Raw genomic sequence first — 16,139 nt, 5'->3', positions numbered from 1 at the left:
CTGTCCGTCGGTAAGGTAAAGCATGTAGAGAGACCTTTCGCTTAACCTGACCAAGGTTATGCCATGCTCTGGCATGCCTGGCGTATTCTCAGGCCTCCCGTTTAAGCCTGTCCCTAGCATCAGCCTCTACCTTGGTACGACATTCCGCCTGGCTTTAAACATGTACGTCAATGGGGTGCTGTAGCTGACGATCTGGCGATTTTCGTCAGCTCCTCGAGTAAAGTCCAAGCGATTGTTGGCATTTCCCCATCGAATTCCAAGGTTCTTGAGTGCACTGCTCTGGAAAAAATGCTGCAGCTCAGTATTTCGCTCCCGTTCATTTCCCGTTCCACCTCCGGTCAACTCGACATCTTGTCCTTTGACATAGCGAGTCATGAATGTCAGTCCAGGAACACCCACTTCTGCGATTGGATTTTGCATTTGCGTTTCTTTAAACGAAAATCAGAAGAATGGCGTACATCAACGTGCAGGGAATCAATAGAGTCCAACCGCTCAATAACATATAACGAAGGTTGTCATAACGCGCCATACCCATACAGGTGGCCATGTTGGCGCTTGGGAAAGGCCCGTACGAATCACCTTTCGATGAGAAAATCAGGACCATGATCCAAGCTGCCGTGCTGATTCCCATTTGGTCAGCGATACCGCCAAACATCTGATCTACGAGAACAACCACGGCAGCAGACGCTCCTGGTACGCCTGCTAGGCCGATCATCGCCACGAACAGAACGAAACTGTATGGGGAGAGCTGCATCAGGTCGTCGCGATATCCAGCTATCAGATGTTCGAACGGGCCCATTTTATCAATGACATTGAAAAGTGTCGCCAACATCCAAAACAGCAAGAACAAATTAATAACGCTACCCGCTCCACGATAAAATGCATGGATGACTTCGGTAGGAGATTTCCCAGCCGCACACCCAGTTACAAAGGCCATCAGTGGTAGAGCTAGAAGTGGCAACGTAATGCCTGCACGGGTGTAACCCGCGTATATAATCGTCAACAGCAAGCCACTGATGAATATAAACGTTGCACGTTTAACATGGGCGCAGTCTGGTGTTTCCGTCTCACTCTCTGTACCTGAGTAGTAATCGTTTGCAGTGGCTGCACGCTTCTGATGATAGAATATTACTGGGATGCCAACAATTATTGACATAATTGCTAATGGTCCAGCTCCAAAAGTTAGGTACTGCAAATAACTCACATCCGCTACTTGCATAATGGCAATGTTGGAGCCTGCAAAAGGCGCCAAGGCTAAGCCTGCACAGCCTCCATATAGGAATGCTACAGCGGTTGCTCTGCGGGTGATCTTATATTCAGCTGCAAAAGCGATAAGGACTGGCCCAGCGACAGCTAGAGCACCGGCAAGCGTGCCCAGCATGAATACTATCAGCATACTAGCTAGCATGATTCCAATCATGGCGGTGTATTTAGATCGTATGCCTACACCGTTCAATACAACCTGAACAATATTGTGTGCAACGCCCGTTGACCGTAGAACCTCACCGAGTCCAGCACCCATAACAGCGATTAAACCGATGATAGTAACGTTGTTATTTAAGGCTCCTCCTAAGAGCGTTCCAATTTCGAGGGGTTGGGGTTGGAGGATTGCGAAAGCTGCTACTAGCGCTAGACAAGTAGCTAATAAAATGTCCAACCCCCAAAGGCAGAAGCCAGCATAGATTAGGATAGGCAGAAGCCCCCATGCCGTGTCTGCTGCCCCATAAAAACCGACAAAAACACAGCTTATGACTCCGAGCAACGCGGTGGCTAGCATTGCCGACTGCTTGCCTGGTTTATAGGTCAGGTTTTTTGGTAGAAATCTGCTAATTGTTATGCTCACGATAATTCACCTAGTCCAGCACCGTAGTTGATTACGATGTCCTCGAAATGAGCTATGGTCGAGCGCATCTGCACCCGACCGTTCAGGTCTTGCCAGAGGGTAAGCCTTGTCATGACAGCCAAACTCTGGACTCATGTAGAGCACAGGAATGCTGGCTCGCGGGCTTCCTTGGCGAAACTGAGGATATGCGGGAATAATTTACGCGAGGAGGGAAGGCTTCATTAAAAAAAGAATGCGCAACCTCCATTTCAGCCAAGACGAAAAGTGAATGATTCATATTATCTCCTGCTATATTTTTAATTATGGCAGCGACATCAAACAAGCGAGTATCGACTTTTATTTTTATTGTATTTCTAGTTTTTAATTTAAGGAATTATTCTAGCTCACCAGGTCCCCAGAAAATATGTGTCATGATTTTCAGACCCTCTTTCACAGTCTGTTCCAGAATATGCTCGCTGAGTTACGTTTCGTGCGCTTGAGGCACTTCGGATTCCCTATTAGTCCCATTTTGGAACCGGCGCCCGGATGGTCGTCGATTACAAGACGCAAAGGGAACCGGAAGTGAGCAACACATTGTAAAACCTCGATCAAGTTAACGAAGGTGGCTCACATCAATGGCAAGGTGTAGGAGAGGATCAACCGGTTCTGATCCACATCTCTCTGGAAGTCGCTTCGGTAGGTAGCGTTACGCAGGCGAACGCTGAGGTTCTTCAGTACCGAACCCTTCTGGAACACGTAGGCAATGTCCGTATTTCGCTCCCACTCCGTGGAGCCGCCAGATCCATTGCGGACCTCAGCATCATGTCCTGTGAGGTATCGGGTCATGAAGCTCAGCCCAGGCACGCCAAGTACTGCGAAGTCGTAGTCGAAGCGTGCGAAGGTGGTTTTCTCTTCAGCTTCACTGAAGTTACTGACCTGGACTTCGGTGAACAGCGTTGTGTTGGTGCCGTCGATGAAGGCGAAGGCTGTATCACCGGAGAGGCTCTGGTAACCCAGCGAAAACTTCGCACCGCCGAGTGTGTAATCCAGCTTGCCGGCTAGAGCCTTGTTGTCGATATCGCCGGCATAGCGAGCACCCGAGTCACCGGTAAGGAAGTAGCGTGCTTCAGCACCCAGCTTCCCAGGGCCGAATGGGATGCTGTATCGCAAACCCAGGTAGTGCTGGGTATAAAAGTCCTGAAGCTCTCCGTAAAAGTAACTGGCTGTCAGAGATGGCGTCAGGCTGTACTGAGCTCCACCGAAATAAAAACGGTCGCTTTCGCCAGTAACCACAAAGCGACTGTTGCGCGAGTCCACAGTCATCGGCTCGTAATCTTGCGAGTTGCGATCCTGTGCTCGATTGATCACACCGCCGGTCAACTTCAAATCAGCAATGTCACTCGACGTGATCTGAGCACCTTGGTAGGTGGTAGGAAACAGGCGGCTCGTGTTGGCATTGATCACCGGAAGCTCCGGTATCAACGTGCCTAGCCTGAGCTCCGTCTCAGCGATCTTCGCCTTCCCCGTCAACGCCAACCGGGAATAGCTGTCCTGTGCACGCTTGGCATAGCTGGGTTTACCAGGTTCGGCTTCCGCGTCTTGCTGCAACAAACCCGTATTGGAGCGCTCTGGCCCGGAGTCGAGTTTGAGGCCCAACATCCCAATGGCGTCGACACCGAACGCTACCGGCCCCTCGGTGTAACCAGAATCGAAGCGCAAGGTGAAACCCTGGGCCCACTCCGCACGCTTGGACTGCTGGTTAGCACTGCTGCTGACCTCGTCGCGATAGTCGCTATTGAAGTAATAGTTAGTGATGTCGAGGGAGGCCTTGCTGTCCTGAACGAATGCTGCGGAGGCATGCGTACCCCAAATCATGGAGCCGGCCAGAGCCATCCTGGAAGTGTTGACGGCGGTGAATCTCATCATGCGATAGCCCCTGCAGATATTTATCTTTATGGATTGGTGCCAATAGAACTGGCGCCCATTTAGTTCACGCTAACTCGCTGAGCTGAAAAACAACTCTGACAACGTGCTAGAGCAATCTGCATTGGATAAAAATCCATATACAGCTTGCTCATGCTTAAGCTCTAGTTCTTCGTAATTGGCCACTTGGGTAACATGGCTTTATGATAGGTAAGCTGATCATACCTTGGGGTCGCTGAGCCTGGTGCACCCACGTATATAACCCTCTCCGAGAGCTTTGAAAAGGATGCATGAAAATGTTGAGCGGACTTGACTACGACAATTCGTTTCCCAATCAAATCACACCCTAGCTTGGTAAACACGTCCGAGTTGAGGGCTTGGTTCCGATTGGAAATTATCAGACACTCAATTCCTTGTATTTCGACTAGAGCCGAATCGCCAATAGACATGATTTCGCCGGCTTGTCCGGTCATGGTATGGTCGCGCTGCAGGGCCTTCACCGAGAATTCCCCATCCACCGGCTCGCCAGACATTTTGCTAACTTTTCCGCCCAGTCTTAAACTCAGCCGAGCGTTTACCCCCGCCTCAAAAGCAAACTGCACCAGTATTGGGTCCCAGATAGGTCCAATTGCGACATCCCGAATACCGAGCTCTAGTAGTCTCTGCAGGATGAAGGTTGAATCGCCGGCAGCACCGCTGCCTGGATTATCTGCCCGGTCAGCTAGTATGACTGGCGTTGTGCTTCCCACCAGCGCCTGGTCAATAGCCTCATCAATCGAAAGATAATGGATTTGCAACTTATCGCGAATAGAGATGAGCTTGTCAGCCAATTCCTTGGCCAGCTTCTCTGCTGTACTTGGATCATTGTCGGTATAAACCAAGAGCTTTGTTCCCATGGAGGGGACATCGCCTGTAGCAAACCCCTGGATAGCTGAAATCGTTAAAATGGAGCCTTGTCCTTCTAGTTTCATCAGACTATCTATGAATGATCGACCAGGTTCCCTAGTGGTATGGATAGGCACCACCATGTGCGTATCCACCACGGCAGCGACAGGCCTTACTTCGCCAGTAAAGGTTTTTACACATATATCTACTAGCTCTTCTGCGCGTTCCCTGATATCGGTATGCGGGTATTCTTTATAAGCAATGAGCACGTCAGCGTTCATGACCATCGATGGGCTGAGATGAGCATGGGGGTCCAGTTCGCAGCCTATTACTGCCTTGGTGCCTGCAATTTTCCGGACATGCTCAATGAGATCGCCTTCGCAATCGTCATAACCATCAGCCACCATTGCTCCATGCAACCCCAACAGCACCACATCTACCGGCAATGCATTGCGCAAATCCGTGAGTAGTTCATCTCGTAAGGCCTCGTAGGCTGCCCTGGTTACCAATCCTGAGGGTTGTGCTTGGGCATACAGGCCTTCTAGCACCGTCCAGCCTTCTTTGCGACCTCTCTCACGAGCAACGATGAGCGGCGCTGAGTATCTGGTACTGTGTTGCGGGTGTTGTCCTGCGGGATAGTATCCCCCAAGGCGAAATGCTTCGAGACCGGTTGGCAGTGGCGAGAACGTATTAGTCTCAGTTCCAATACCAGCACTGAATACACGCATTTTATGACCTCCTGCTAAATTTCTAATGTCCCACGATGCTCGCGTTATCGTCCTATGCGTTTTAAACTTCGGGGCGGAGTACCAAGAACTGGCAAATAAATTTGCGGGTGTTTTATCTTGGATATCGCCTGTAATTCCATTTTCTATGATGGCCGTGGGTATGGCGGTGGTGGCTATAAAAAAACGATACAGTGTGCAAAACTTCTACCGCATCACTGACATAATCGGATCTGGGCTGTGGCGTTGCCAGCGTTGGACTGCGGAGCATCACACCATGTCAGGGCAATAAGAAGGGCGACACCGGATGACGCGACCAGCATGCCAAAGGCTGCAAAATACGATCCATTGAACTGTACGATTAACGCGCCCATCGCCATAGGCCCCACAGAACCTGCCAGCTGACCGCCGAAGTTCATCAGCCCTGTTGCACTACCAATCAAGTCCGGGCGGAAACGTTTCAAAGGAATTGCAAAGCAGGTAGCGTAGATGAAGTTGTAGGAAAGCATGCAAAGCGTCCAATAGATGATCAGCAGTGACATGGACTTGGTGTTCATCATCAAGGTCATGAGTGCTATGCAACCAAATGCGCCAAACATCATGAAATATTTTTCGCGGCCATTCCCGAATTTATCAAGCATCCAGCCCACTGCATTTGTTCCGGCGAATCCAAGAAGGTAAGGAACTGCCGATGCGAGGCCGACATGAAGCAGGTCGATGTTATATGTTGTTGAAAGATAGGATGGCATCCAGGAGTTCAGGCCGATACTCAGCATGCTCGCGCAGAACCAAATCGCAGTTAGCTTTAATGCAGCGGGATCTTTGAGGAGCTCTTTGAACTGGTTAGTCTTGGCAGGCTGCGACGATGCTCGAAGGCGCTGTGCCGCCATCCCTCCCTTGAGGGCAAACCACAATATGATCGAGGTTATAACACCCAGGGCCATCAGGATATGAAACGACCCACGCCAACCCAGGTACACCATAGTCAAACCGAGTAGGCCGGAACCTGCAGCCTTCCCTAGGTACGCAGTGGATATCAAAAAGGATTTTGCACGTGCGCGCTCATTTTTGGGAAAAGTTTCGGCGACAGTCACAGAACTGGCGGGTGAAAAGCATCCTTCGCCCATGCCGAATAAAAACCGAATAACCAACAATGACGCAAATGACCAAGCCAGTGCAGTTGCTCCGGTGAAAATAGACCAGGCGACAACACAAAGAACTATGACGATTCGCGATCCATACCGGTCAGAGACCCATCCACCAAAGAGCTGCATAATCGCATAGCTGAGATAAAATGCACTAAGTACCATGCCGGCTTGCTGAGCGTCCAAGGCAAATTCCTTGCTAACCGGAATGATTGCAAGGCTCATCACAATTCGATCTGCGTAGCCAACCGCCCATGCCAAAAACAATGCGGCGAGTACAATTGTTTTTTTCGCCCTACTAGTTTCGTTTCCAAAACTGTTCATATCAATCTCTCTATAATAAATATTGTTGAGAGGCAGTGAATCTAATTTTTTGAAGTTGCCAATTATTTTGTTAGATGGCTAATTACGCTTACTGGACCGCCGCTACCACCGTGATCTCGACTAAAACTTCTGGCCGTGCCAGTTCCGCTTGCATCGTGGTCCGTGTCGGGGCTTTCCCGCTTGTCAGCCAGGTTTCCCATACATCATTCATTGCCGCAAAATCTCGCCCAATATCTTTGAGATAGATGGTGGCACTTAAAATCAAATCTTTGTGAGAACCTACCTCTGCTAACAGGGCGTCGATTTTATCAAGCACCTGGAGTGTCTGCGAACTGGCTGTTACACCATCCCCCGGCACCTGGCCGGACAGAAATACCAGATTGCCATACGTAGCGGCTGCGCTCAGACGAGGGCCAGAGTTGAGACGATTGATGGTCATGATTGATCTCCGGTAAATCAAGCTGTTCGATATGAATAAAGCTGAGGGTTTAGCGGTGCTTTCCGCTCGCTAATCAGGTTGGCCAGTAGGTCAGCACTTCCGCAGGCTAAAGTGAAGCCGAGTGCACCGTGACCGACGTTGAGCCAGAGATTTTTGTAATGAGGCGTAGCGCCAATTATCGGCACTCCTGTAGGAGTAGCTGGACGCATCCCGGCCCACTCCACCGCTTCACGATAATTTCCACCATTGGGAAACAATTCCTGAGCAGCTGATCTAATTGCATTGATTCGACCAGGATCTACTTCTGGGTTAAATCCGACGATATCTACCATTGCAGCGACTCGCAGTTTATCGTCCAAACGTGCATACACAATCTTTCTATCGTAATCAGTTATGCTAACTTCTGGAGCCATATTTCCTTTCGAGATCGGCACAGTGAGGCTATAACCCTTAAGGGGATAAATCGGTATCGACAGCAGCGGCAATTTCAACACTGATGTTTTATAACCGGTGCACAGAACCAAATTCTGTACGTCAAGTTCATCATTGCCGAAACGAAGTTTCTCGATCACCCCACTTCTATGGACTACGTCTGTAACAGGCTTCCCCAGGACGAAATTGCACAAATTGGAACTAGCCAGCTCTTTGACGAGAGACTGGCAAAATTTGTAGCAATCACCTACCTCTTCATCAGGTGTGAAAATCCCCCCAACGAATGGAGTGTTGGAGAGACACGAATCGAGGGTTGCAAGCCCAGCGCGTGTCACTACCCGCTGGTTCTGAGGGTCGGACAAATGCTTACTGTGGTGTTTAAAACTTGCTTCATCGCGGAAGGCAACCAGCTTGCCATTGCGTCTCCAAGCGAAATCATCAATAGCGGCTGCTGATAGCCAATTGTGAAGCGTGTCCCGGCTATGCAACGCAAGCTCCAGCAGCTTCTGAGCATTTGCCTGGTTAACAGAGCTACGGCAAGCGAGCAGAAATTCCGCCATCCATTTCCATTGCTGCATGTCCAATCGCGGGCGTAGCTTTAAGGGAGAATTGCTTTTTAGCAGCCAGCCAATTGCCTGCATTGGCACACCTGCATCTGCAAGGGGAGCAACGTAGCGATAGGAGAGTTGCCCGCCGTTTGCAAAGCTCGTTTCGCTCGCCAGTTCGGATCGAGCATCAATCAGGTCAACGGCGACTCCTTGACGTACCAAGGCATATGCCGTTGTAAGACCTACAACCCCACCACCGATGATGCTTACCCGCATTGCAGTCGCCTTATACGAAAATTGTTACGCTTTGGCGCAACTTAGCAGGGGGTGACAGGCTTCGGATAATGAATAAGAATCGACTGGGTATAGACAAAGGTTATGGTGTCGCATGCGGTTACGTCACATCGAAATTTTTCAAGCCATCAGGCAGGCAGGCTCAATCAGCGGAGCTGCTGAACTCCTCCACGTTAGCCAGCCTTCCGTCACCAAGGTCCTTCAACATGCTGAGGCTCAGCTCGGCTTTGCCCTGTTTCGACGTGTGAAGGGAAAGCTTCTGATCACGCCCGAAGCCCAGGCCTTGGAAATGGAAGTGAGAAAGGTCACCACCAGCCTTGACGGGGTACGTCGACTGGCCGAAAGCTTGCGCCAAATGCCGTCCGAAACGCTAAGAATCGGCGCCACACCTGCGCTTGCCTCCTCCCTTCTCCCGAGAGTTGTCGCAAGCTGGCAGCAACGGCATGAGAGCTCAAGATTCGAACTGTCCAGCCTGCATAGCCAGGAGCTGGTACAGAACCTATTCATGCAGGAAATCGACCTGGCATTGACCTTTCGACATCCGGAACATCCGGGTTTGGACGTCATACCTGTCATCACCGGCGATCTGTTGTTATTGAGCCCTCTCGGCCACAAATTCAACTCTGCATCGAAACCGGTAGGCATCAGTGAGCTTGCAGGTGAGCAACTGATCGGGGTTTCATCTATCGATCCGATGTTCAGCCAGTTAGGTAGCTACCTGGCGAACGTTGAACCATCACCTCAAACTGCCGTTCGTGTTCAAACTTATTCTCTTGCCCGATCACTGGTCGAGTCAGGTGTCGGAGTCGCTATAGTCGATCCATTCACGGCCTATGAATCAAACTCAAGCCGATCAAAAATTGCGAAGCTCAGTCCTCCTTGCAGCGTTACCCTGTACGCCATGAAGCGTGCTAACGAGCCTGAGTCCCACTCATTCAAAGCGCTTCTACAGATACTGAACGACCAAGCGACCGCCATTTTGAACGCCTTGAACGAAGATCCTTCTGAGCGAGCCCCATGAAAGACAGGGCACAGTTTCTCCCTTACGATAAGTGATAGGCAAACGGTTACCCGACCGCCTCATCAGTTGCCCAAGGTACTAACGCTCATCGCGTAAGCTTCGCGCCGCCGTCCATTTGCAGCATCACAAAGCGTTGCAGCTCGCTGGAGCCATGCCAGCGGAATTGGTTTTTCCACTGATCCGGGATCTTGCCAGGGCTGATATCCGAGACCACCCGTGCGCCCATCAGCGCGGAGAAAAACCGGGTAGCGGTGTCGATGTCCGGTACATTGATGCCGACATGGTCGATGGCTGAAACCTGAAGCGGTGCGGCTGAGTTCATACCGGGGTGGCTTTGAGGGGGCGTGGTCGCCGCCTGAGTAGCGGCAGTCAGGGTCACGCTGGCGGCCAGCAATATCGATTGCAATGGGTTCACTGCCTGTTCCTCTTGAGATGGGTTGGCGGGCGACCGTGGCAGTCGCCCGCTGGGTGGTCAGATTTGCGCCTGGCCGCCGTCAACAAACAACTCGATACCGTTGACGAAGCTGGCGTCATCCGAGGCCAGGAACAACGCGGCGCTGGCAATTTCGTCAGCTTCACCGACACGCCCCATGGGGATCAGCGACGCCATGTAGTCGAGCAAGCCCTGCTGCTGAGCGGCATCGGGGCCGGCCAATTCAACCAGGCCAGGAGTGCGGGTGGCGCCAGGGCTAATGGTGTTGATGCGCACCTGGCGGTCTTTCAAATCCAGAATCCAGTTGCGTGCAAATGAGCGCACGGCGGCCTTGGACGCGGCGTACACACTAAAGGCGGCGGTGCCCGAGCTGCCCGCCGTGGAGCCGGTGAGAATCACCGAGGCTTTTTGGGCCAGCAGTGGCAGCGCCTTTTGCACAGTGAACAGCACGCCTTTTACGTTGCGATTGAAGGTGTCGTCGTACTGCTGTTCTGTGATGTCACCAAGTGGCAGCATGGAGCCGCCACCCGCATTGGCGAACAGCACATCGATTCGGCCGTGGGTCGCGCCAATCTGGCGATACAACGCGTCCAACTGATCGAGGTCGGCTGAGTCCACCCGCACGCCGGTGGCGTTGCCAACAGCGGCGACAGCGGCGTCCAGTTCGGCTTGGCGACGGCCCGTGATATAGACGTGGGCGCCTTCCTGAGCGAAGCGTTTGGCTGTGGCCAGACCGATGCCTGTACTGCCGCCGGTCACCAATGCAATTTTGCCTTCGAGTTTGTTAGTCATGGTGTTTCTCCCGTATTTCGATTGAGTGAGTTGCGGTGTGGGAGAAGCTTATCGACGGGGCAAAACTTTCAAAATAGAATTGTCTGAAACCTATCGTTGCAGAAATGAAATGAGCAATCTTCCAGATTTCGAAGGGTTGGCGATGTTTGCCAAGGTGGCCGAAGAAGGGTCGTTCGCCGGCGCGGCGCGCGTCATGAGCGTGTCGGTGCCAACGGTATCGCGGGCGGTCGCGCGCCTGGAGGAGCGCCTGGGCGGGCGCTTGTTCAACCGCACTTCGCGGCAACTGGCACTCACCGAATTCGGCGCGAGCATGGCGGCCAAGGCTGGGGAGATTTATCGGCAGGCTGAAGAGGTGGAAAGCGAGGCTCAGGAGTTATCGGTCCAGCCCCGCGGCCAAGTACGCCTTGCGATCCCCATGTCGTTTGGCCTGCGTTGGGTGGCACCGCTGATGCCGCAGTTGATCCGGCAGTATCCCGAGCTGTCGATTGACCTGCACCTTTCAGACGCCTCGGTAGACCTGATCGCCGAGGGCTTTGATGCGGCGTTACGCATTGCCGTATTGCCGGATTCCTCGCTGGTTGCGCGGCGTCTCTGCGCTGTCACCCAATACCTGGTCGCCTCACCGGCTTATCTGGATGCCCATGGCCACCCTGGCCATCCCCGCGAACTGGCGGCCCGCACATGCCTGAGTTATGCCTACCGAGCCCGCAGCCAAGTATGGCGGTTCACTCATAAGGACGGCACCGAAGAAGACGTGGTGCCCAGCGGCCCGTTAAGAGTGACCAACTCGGATGCGTTATTGCCGGTGTTGCTTGAAGGCCTGGCCATCGCCGAACTGCCGGAGTTTATTGCCAGCGAATACTTGGCAGATGGGCGCTTGGTCGTGGTGCTACCGGAATGGAGCATGACCCGTGGTGGCCTGTATTTCGTCACCCCCTCGGCCCGTACACGGCCGGTAAAAATCAAAGCGCTGTCGGACTTCTTCGCCGAGCATTTAAGCGAGCCCGTATGGCGATGGCCGTTATGAGACGATGGGGGCAGCTCTTTCAATTATGAAATGATGACTTTCATTAACTGCTATTTTTGAAACCTGGTGGATACCTTAACGTGGTTTGGTCGGCACAACACAGCGTGCCATCCAATTATTCGTTTCGGGAGAAAGTCGTCATGAAGAATGCCGTGGAATTACTTCAACAGTACTTGGATGCCATCCAGACGCCTTACTTGGCAGCGGCCCTGTTCGCCGAGGACGGCGTGCTGGAGCTGCCCTACCTGGAGTCGCTCGGCATTCCACACAGCGTGAAGGGGCCTGCAGCGATCGAGGGTTTTATCGGCTCATTGCTCGGTAAAGTGCCGGATTTCAAATTCCACAATGTGCGCTTTTTGATCGACACCCCCGATCAAGTGTTTGCCGAATACAGCGTAGAGGCGCTGGTGCCTGCCACAGGCCGCATCTACCGGCAGATGTACGCAGGCCGCCTAGTGGCCAAAGACGGCAAAATTCAGCTGCTGCGCGAATTCATGGATACCGTGGCCGCTGCCAAAGCGTTCGCGCCGGTTGAGCCGGCGTAAGGCTATTGAATCGCGACACTAAAACTCGTGGCTGGAATCGCGTCTACTGAAAACCAAATGTCTTGTGGGAAAGGCTTTAGCCTCGATCCTTTCGTTCTTGGCTGAGTGGCAGCCAAAAGTCGCCATTCATGAGCGGGGCCTATCGACCCAAAGCTGCCATCGACGACTCAGCTTATGGCATGTGTAGAATAGCGGTTTCCCTCATATTCAAAGGAATGATCCAGTGATCACTTGCCACGTCAGGTATGTAATCGATCCCTACCAGATCCCGGCTTTCGAAAACTATTCTCGCCATTGGATTCGTGTGGTGAACCGTATGGGAGGGAGCCACCACGGCTACTTTCTGCCAGCTGAAGGCGCCAACAACATCGCTTACTGTCTATTCAGCTTCTCCAGCCTGGCAGATTATGAGCAGTACCGTAGGGAGGCCGGAGTAGATCCTGAGTGCGTTCAATTAGTGACGCAGGCTACCGAGCAAAAATTCATCTTGAGCTACGAGCGCAGTTTCCTTCGTCCAATTCTTGAGTGAAATGACTGTTTTCAGCCGCGCTCGGGCGCGCCAAAGAGGCTGCTTTTGGCAGATTGCTGCTTGTCACGAACGGTAGAAACCGGCCAAAAGCGGACACTATTGAACGACCGAAAACAGGTGGTCATTGCCAGGTTATTTCGAAGCGTGCTGGTCGCGCGCTACGGCTTGCGAACGATCCAAACGAATCCGGCACCCATTACTTTGTTCCCCGTTAGCCTTTTCGTATGATGAGCGTACATGCTATTTGGAATATCTCGCGTGAATACGCCACCTAACATCGGTTCATCACGCCAAGCAGTGCAAAAGGGGGACAGATCGGATTTCAGTGATGCTGTAGCCCAGCTCTCATGGGACGACTTGCGCATTATCAAAGCGCTCAGTGAATGCGCAAATCGCACTGATGCCGCCAAAAAACTAGGGATCAACATATCCACGGTATCGCGCCGAGTGGCCCAGCTTGAGAAAACACTTGGAGTTGCACTCTTCGATCACCGCCGCTCGGGATACATGCTCACAGCGGAAGGCGTAGAGCTGCGAGAGCTCGCCGAGCGTGTCGAACTGGATATCGTTAGTGTTGCACGGCGCGTTTCACGGACGGGGCAGGGGCCACTCGGAAAACTCCGCATCACAACGAGCGATTCGCTGCTGCTGTACTTCCTCACACCTATCATTGCGGAATTCAAAGCTCTGAATGAAGGGATAGCGATTGAAGTACTGGTAGGCAATCAGACATTGAGTCTTGCCCGCGATGAGTCGGATATTGCGGTGAGGGCGACCAATAAACCAGCTGAAAGCCTGGTTGGGCGCAAACTCGCGACAATTGCCTGGGCACCATACGGCAGTGTTAAAAACGCACCGACCTCGACACCTTTCGCAGAAGGCCAAGCGTGGGTGTCTTACTCGGCAGCTTTATGCGGCCTCAAAGCAACGAGCTACGTTGATAACAGAGTTCGCCCAGATTGCATTTCGTATCGTACCGACTCCGTCGCCGCTGCAAGCGCTGCGATTGTGGCGGGTCTTGGTTTTGGGTTCCTTCCCTGCATGCTGGGTGACATCACGCCGGGATTGGTGCGTGTCGGCCCGGTTGTGCCTGAACTTCAGGATGGGCTATGGCTGCTGACTCACCAGGACATTCGAAAGTCATGGCGAGTCAAGGCGTTCATGACGTTTTGCGCAGCGGCGGTTGCCGAACTCAAGCCATTGGTCGAAGGTCAGCGAGCTCTCCCGGTTTCCTAGAGGAAACCGGGAGCATGTCTTAGCGGGTGCCGGAGCCAATGACTGCCTTGCAGACAATTTCGATCAACTGCGATCGCTGCGCGAGCCTCGATACGCCGATGATGTTGCTCGCGCACTGGGGCCGCTCGGTGCCAAACGCAGCCTTGCGAACATTGCCTACCACCGCAAACGCCGCGTCCATGTCCAGCACATAAAGCGTCTCTTCAACCACGTCTTCAAGTGTTGCGCCATACAGGGCAAGCAACTTGGAGATGTTGTCGTAGGACGCGCGCATTTGCTCTCCCATTGAAGAGAAATCACTGGGCTTGCCTTCGCTATCGAGTGGGGCAGGAGCTACCAGGTTGCCGTCCTCATCATGGTTGAATTGGCCGGAGATATAGATCTCGTTTCCGACTTGTCTGGCCTGCGGGTAGCCGTAGCTTTCTTCCCATGCGACACCCCAGTAAGCGGTTTTCTTTCCGAACGGTTGCGAAGCTGACATTGCATTCTCCTGGCGTAGAAAAGACTGCTCGCACCGCGGCAGTCCGAGTTGTGGGAAGCCAGAGACTAGCACCGCAAATGATTTTTCAAGGGCGCATTAATGCGCCTTTGGAGACGCATTAATGCGCCCCTAAAGTTGCGAATGATCGGTTACCTTGAACTCGAATTCGGCGCCGCAGCTACCGCCAACAACCTTCCGCGATTTTCAGCAGACAGAAGATTGGCCCGGCCCGCAAAGAGATTTGAAGACCATCATTTCACTAAAGGGAACCACCATGAACAATCCAAAAACCGAAGTACTGACCCCTCAAAACAGCCAACTGATTTTCATTGATCAGCAGCCGCAGATGGCCTTTGGCGTGCAAAGCATTGACCGCCAGACGCTGAAGAACAACACGGTCGCTCTGGCAAAGGCCGCAAAAATTTTCAACGTGCCAACCACTATCACCACGGTCGAAACCAATAGCTTCTCCGGCCACACATACCCCGAATTACTCGCTGTGTTTCCTGACGCCCCTCTGCTGGAGCGCACCTCGATGAACTCGTGGGACGATCAGAAAGTCCGTGACGCGCTGAAAACCAATGGCCGTAACAAAATCATCGTATCTGGCCTTTGGACGGAAGTGTGTAATACCACATTTGCACTTTCCGCCATGCACGATGCCGGCTACGAGATCTACATGGTCGCCGATGCTTCCGGGGGCACAACGAAGGAGGCTCACGATTACGCCATGCAGCGCATGATTCAGGCCGGCGTGGTGCCGGTCACTTGGCAGCAGGTGCTGCTGGAGTGGCAGCGTGACTGGAACAACCGCGCCACCTACGACGCCGTCATGAATCTGGTGAAGGAGCACTCCGGTGCTTACGGCATGGGCGTCGACTATGCCTACACCATGGTGCACAAGGCTCCCGAGCGTGTAGACCACGGCCCGACCTTGGCACCTGTGGCCGCCTCTATCTGAGACTCACTGGCCCTCATTAAGTGGGGGCCAGTCCCCATTGCTATCCATTTGAACCGGAACGGCGACAGAGGCTATGTCAGTGTCGTCCGTACGCCTGCGACGTCACGCAATCCGATCCGCCTACTGTCCCTGGGCGATGTCCCGCACCGAACTTTACCGAGTCTTCCGGTCGTTCATGTTGAAAAAAGGAATCACCATGAAAGGTGTCGAAGCACTGCGCTTATCAATGTCGTATTTCTGCCCACGGGAAAACTCAAACGGTGGCAGGAGACAGTTGCAAAACAATTGATGCTGGAAAGCCTAGAGACCGGAGTTACCGTGTCGACGCTTGCGCAGGCCTGCGCACTCTCGCGCAGTCATTTCACCCGAAAATTCAAAGTAAGCACACGTTTGTCCCCTACAGAATGCAAACAGCTGCTTGAGTCCTCAGTAATGACGCTAACCCGGATCGCTATGGCATGCGGATTCTGCGACCAAGCACACTTTTGCAGAGTTTTCTCAAGGAATGAAGGTATGACGCCTCTGGCCTGGAGACGGAGTGCTCGCTCTGCCGCCTGATAACCTTTTTTAGATGTAT

17 protein-coding genes are annotated in these 16,139 nt (G+C 52.7%); 7 read left to right on the top strand and 10 right to left on the bottom strand.

The window, feature by feature from the left end:
* Positions 1–126: 126 nt before the first annotated feature.
* From J4E53_RS10225 to J4E53_RS10195, 7 genes are all read right to left on the bottom strand, one after another.
* Complete coding sequence (locus J4E53_RS10225) at positions 127–420, bottom strand: OprD family outer membrane porin (protein ID WP_103308666.1); 294 nt, start codon at positions 418–420, stop codon at positions 127–129.
* Positions 421–430: 10 nt separating this feature from the next.
* Positions 431–1,843 carry a Na+/H+ antiporter NhaC family protein gene (locus J4E53_RS10220; protein ID WP_146042616.1) on the bottom strand — a complete coding sequence of 471 codons (1,413 nt, stop codon included), beginning with the start codon at positions 1,841–1,843 and terminating at the stop codon, positions 431–433.
* Positions 1,844–2,449: 606 nt separating this feature from the next.
* Positions 2,450–3,748 (bottom strand): OprD family porin, encoded by a 1,299-nt coding sequence (locus J4E53_RS10215; RefSeq protein ID WP_103308664.1) that lies wholly within the window; start codon positions 3,746–3,748, stop codon positions 2,450–2,452.
* Positions 3,749–3,909: 161 nt separating this feature from the next.
* Positions 3,910–5,358, bottom strand: a complete 1,449-nt coding sequence (locus J4E53_RS10210) for a M81 family metallopeptidase (RefSeq protein WP_103308663.1) — start codon at positions 5,356–5,358, stop codon at positions 3,910–3,912.
* A 212-nt stretch (positions 5,359–5,570) separates the two neighbouring features.
* Positions 5,571–6,824: an MFS transporter gene (locus J4E53_RS10205; protein ID WP_103308662.1), complete on the bottom strand. Its 1,254-nt coding sequence runs from the start codon at positions 6,822–6,824 to the stop codon at positions 5,571–5,573.
* An 88-nt stretch (positions 6,825–6,912) separates the two neighbouring features.
* Positions 6,913–7,263, bottom strand: a complete 351-nt coding sequence (locus tag J4E53_RS10200) for a RidA family protein (protein WP_103308661.1) — start codon at positions 7,261–7,263, stop codon at positions 6,913–6,915.
* A 17-nt stretch (positions 7,264–7,280) separates the two neighbouring features.
* The gene (locus J4E53_RS10195) at positions 7,281–8,519 is read right to left on the bottom strand and encodes a D-amino acid dehydrogenase (RefSeq protein ID WP_103308660.1); all 1,239 of its coding nucleotides are present in this window, start codon (positions 8,517–8,519) and stop codon (positions 7,281–7,283) included.
* Between the two features lie 112 nt (positions 8,520–8,631).
* Between J4E53_RS10195 and J4E53_RS10190 the strand changes: the two genes are divergently transcribed.
* Positions 8,632–9,558 carry a LysR family transcriptional regulator gene (locus J4E53_RS10190; RefSeq protein WP_207268132.1) on the top strand — a complete coding sequence of 309 codons (927 nt, stop codon included), beginning with the start codon at positions 8,632–8,634 and terminating at the stop codon, positions 9,556–9,558.
* An 85-nt stretch (positions 9,559–9,643) separates the two neighbouring features.
* On the opposite strand, the gene J4E53_RS10185 is transcribed toward J4E53_RS10190, so the two are convergent.
* Positions 9,644–9,973: a VOC family protein gene (locus J4E53_RS10185; protein WP_177431700.1), complete on the bottom strand. Its 330-nt coding sequence runs from the start codon at positions 9,971–9,973 to the stop codon at positions 9,644–9,646.
* Between the two features lie 57 nt (positions 9,974–10,030).
* Entirely contained in the window at positions 10,031–10,783 is a 753-nt protein-coding gene (locus J4E53_RS10180; RefSeq protein ID WP_060741629.1) for an SDR family NAD(P)-dependent oxidoreductase, read from the bottom strand.
* A 109-nt stretch (positions 10,784–10,892) separates the two neighbouring features.
* On the opposite strand from J4E53_RS10180, the gene J4E53_RS10175 reads away from it, so the two are divergent.
* The 4 genes from J4E53_RS10175 (at position 10,893) to J4E53_RS10160 (ending at position 14,120) form a co-directional block, all read left to right on the top strand.
* Positions 10,893–11,810 carry a LysR family transcriptional regulator gene (locus tag J4E53_RS10175; protein WP_060741630.1) on the top strand — a complete coding sequence of 306 codons (918 nt, stop codon included), beginning with the start codon at positions 10,893–10,895 and terminating at the stop codon, positions 11,808–11,810.
* A gap of 140 nt (positions 11,811–11,950) precedes the next feature.
* Positions 11,951–12,355 carry a nuclear transport factor 2 family protein gene (locus J4E53_RS10170; protein ID WP_060741631.1) on the top strand — a complete coding sequence of 135 codons (405 nt, stop codon included), beginning with the start codon at positions 11,951–11,953 and terminating at the stop codon, positions 12,353–12,355.
* A 223-nt stretch (positions 12,356–12,578) separates the two neighbouring features.
* Positions 12,579–12,884: an NIPSNAP family protein gene (locus J4E53_RS10165; RefSeq protein WP_103308658.1), complete on the top strand. Its 306-nt coding sequence runs from the start codon at positions 12,579–12,581 to the stop codon at positions 12,882–12,884.
* A gap of 276 nt (positions 12,885–13,160) precedes the next feature.
* A complete protein-coding gene (locus J4E53_RS10160) occupies positions 13,161–14,120 on the top strand; it encodes a LysR family transcriptional regulator (RefSeq protein ID WP_371919213.1) in 960 nt (319 codons plus the stop codon).
* 19 nt (positions 14,121–14,139) lie between these two features.
* Here J4E53_RS10160 and J4E53_RS10155 read toward each other — a convergent pair whose 3' ends face one another.
* Positions 14,140–14,601 carry a RidA family protein gene (locus J4E53_RS10155; protein ID WP_060741633.1) on the bottom strand — a complete coding sequence of 154 codons (462 nt, stop codon included), beginning with the start codon at positions 14,599–14,601 and terminating at the stop codon, positions 14,140–14,142.
* 274 nt (positions 14,602–14,875) lie between these two features.
* On the opposite strand from J4E53_RS10155, the gene J4E53_RS10150 reads away from it, so the two are divergent.
* Together J4E53_RS10150 and J4E53_RS10145 are read left to right on the top strand one after the other, a co-directional pair.
* Entirely contained in the window at positions 14,876–15,562 is a 687-nt protein-coding gene (locus tag J4E53_RS10150) for a hydrolase (protein ID WP_060741634.1), read from the top strand.
* A 288-nt stretch (positions 15,563–15,850) separates the two neighbouring features.
* Entirely contained in the window at positions 15,851–16,120 is a 270-nt protein-coding gene (locus tag J4E53_RS10145) for an AraC family transcriptional regulator (RefSeq protein WP_081015401.1), read from the top strand.
* The last annotated feature ends 19 nt before the right edge of the window (positions 16,121–16,139 follow it).

Source organism: Pseudomonas sp. FW305-28 (assembly GCF_017351395.1).
Lineage (GTDB): Bacteria > Pseudomonadota > Gammaproteobacteria > Pseudomonadales > Pseudomonadaceae > Aquipseudomonas > Aquipseudomonas fluorescens_AA.
This window is presented reverse-complemented; position numbering and strand designations above follow the sequence as displayed.

Excerpts from the sequence above, each read along its gene's own strand:
- J4E53_RS10225 (WP_103308666.1), bottom strand. The coding sequence starts at position 420 with ATGCAAAATCCAATCGCAGAAGTGGGTGTTCCTGGACTGACATTCATG.
- J4E53_RS10215 (WP_103308664.1), bottom strand. The coding sequence starts at position 3,748 with ATGATGAGATTCACCGCCGTCAACACTTCCAGGATGGCTCTGGCCGGC.
- J4E53_RS10210 (WP_103308663.1), bottom strand. The coding sequence starts at position 5,358 with ATGCGTGTATTCAGTGCTGGTATTGGAACTGAGACTAATACGTTCTCG.
- J4E53_RS10205 (WP_103308662.1), bottom strand. The coding sequence starts at position 6,824 with ATGAACAGTTTTGGAAACGAAACTAGTAGGGCGAAAAAAACAATTGTA.
- J4E53_RS10200 (WP_103308661.1), bottom strand. The coding sequence starts at position 7,263 with ATGACCATCAATCGTCTCAACTCTGGCCCTCGTCTGAGCGCAGCCGCT.
- J4E53_RS10195 (WP_103308660.1), bottom strand. The coding sequence starts at position 8,519 with ATGCGGGTAAGCATCATCGGTGGTGGGGTTGTAGGTCTTACAACGGCA.
- J4E53_RS10190 (WP_207268132.1), top strand. The coding sequence starts at position 8,632 with ATGCGGTTACGTCACATCGAAATTTTTCAAGCCATCAGGCAGGCAGGC.
- J4E53_RS10180 (WP_060741629.1), bottom strand. The coding sequence starts at position 10,783 with ATGACTAACAAACTCGAAGGCAAAATTGCATTGGTGACCGGCGGCAGT.
- J4E53_RS10175 (WP_060741630.1), top strand. The coding sequence starts at position 10,893 with ATGAGCAATCTTCCAGATTTCGAAGGGTTGGCGATGTTTGCCAAGGTG.
- J4E53_RS10170 (WP_060741631.1), top strand. The coding sequence starts at position 11,951 with ATGAAGAATGCCGTGGAATTACTTCAACAGTACTTGGATGCCATCCAG.
- J4E53_RS10155 (WP_060741633.1), bottom strand. The coding sequence starts at position 14,601 with ATGTCAGCTTCGCAACCGTTCGGAAAGAAAACCGCTTACTGGGGTGTC.
- J4E53_RS10150 (WP_060741634.1), top strand. The coding sequence starts at position 14,876 with ATGAACAATCCAAAAACCGAAGTACTGACCCCTCAAAACAGCCAACTG.
- J4E53_RS10145 (WP_081015401.1), top strand. The coding sequence starts at position 15,851 with ATGCTGGAAAGCCTAGAGACCGGAGTTACCGTGTCGACGCTTGCGCAG.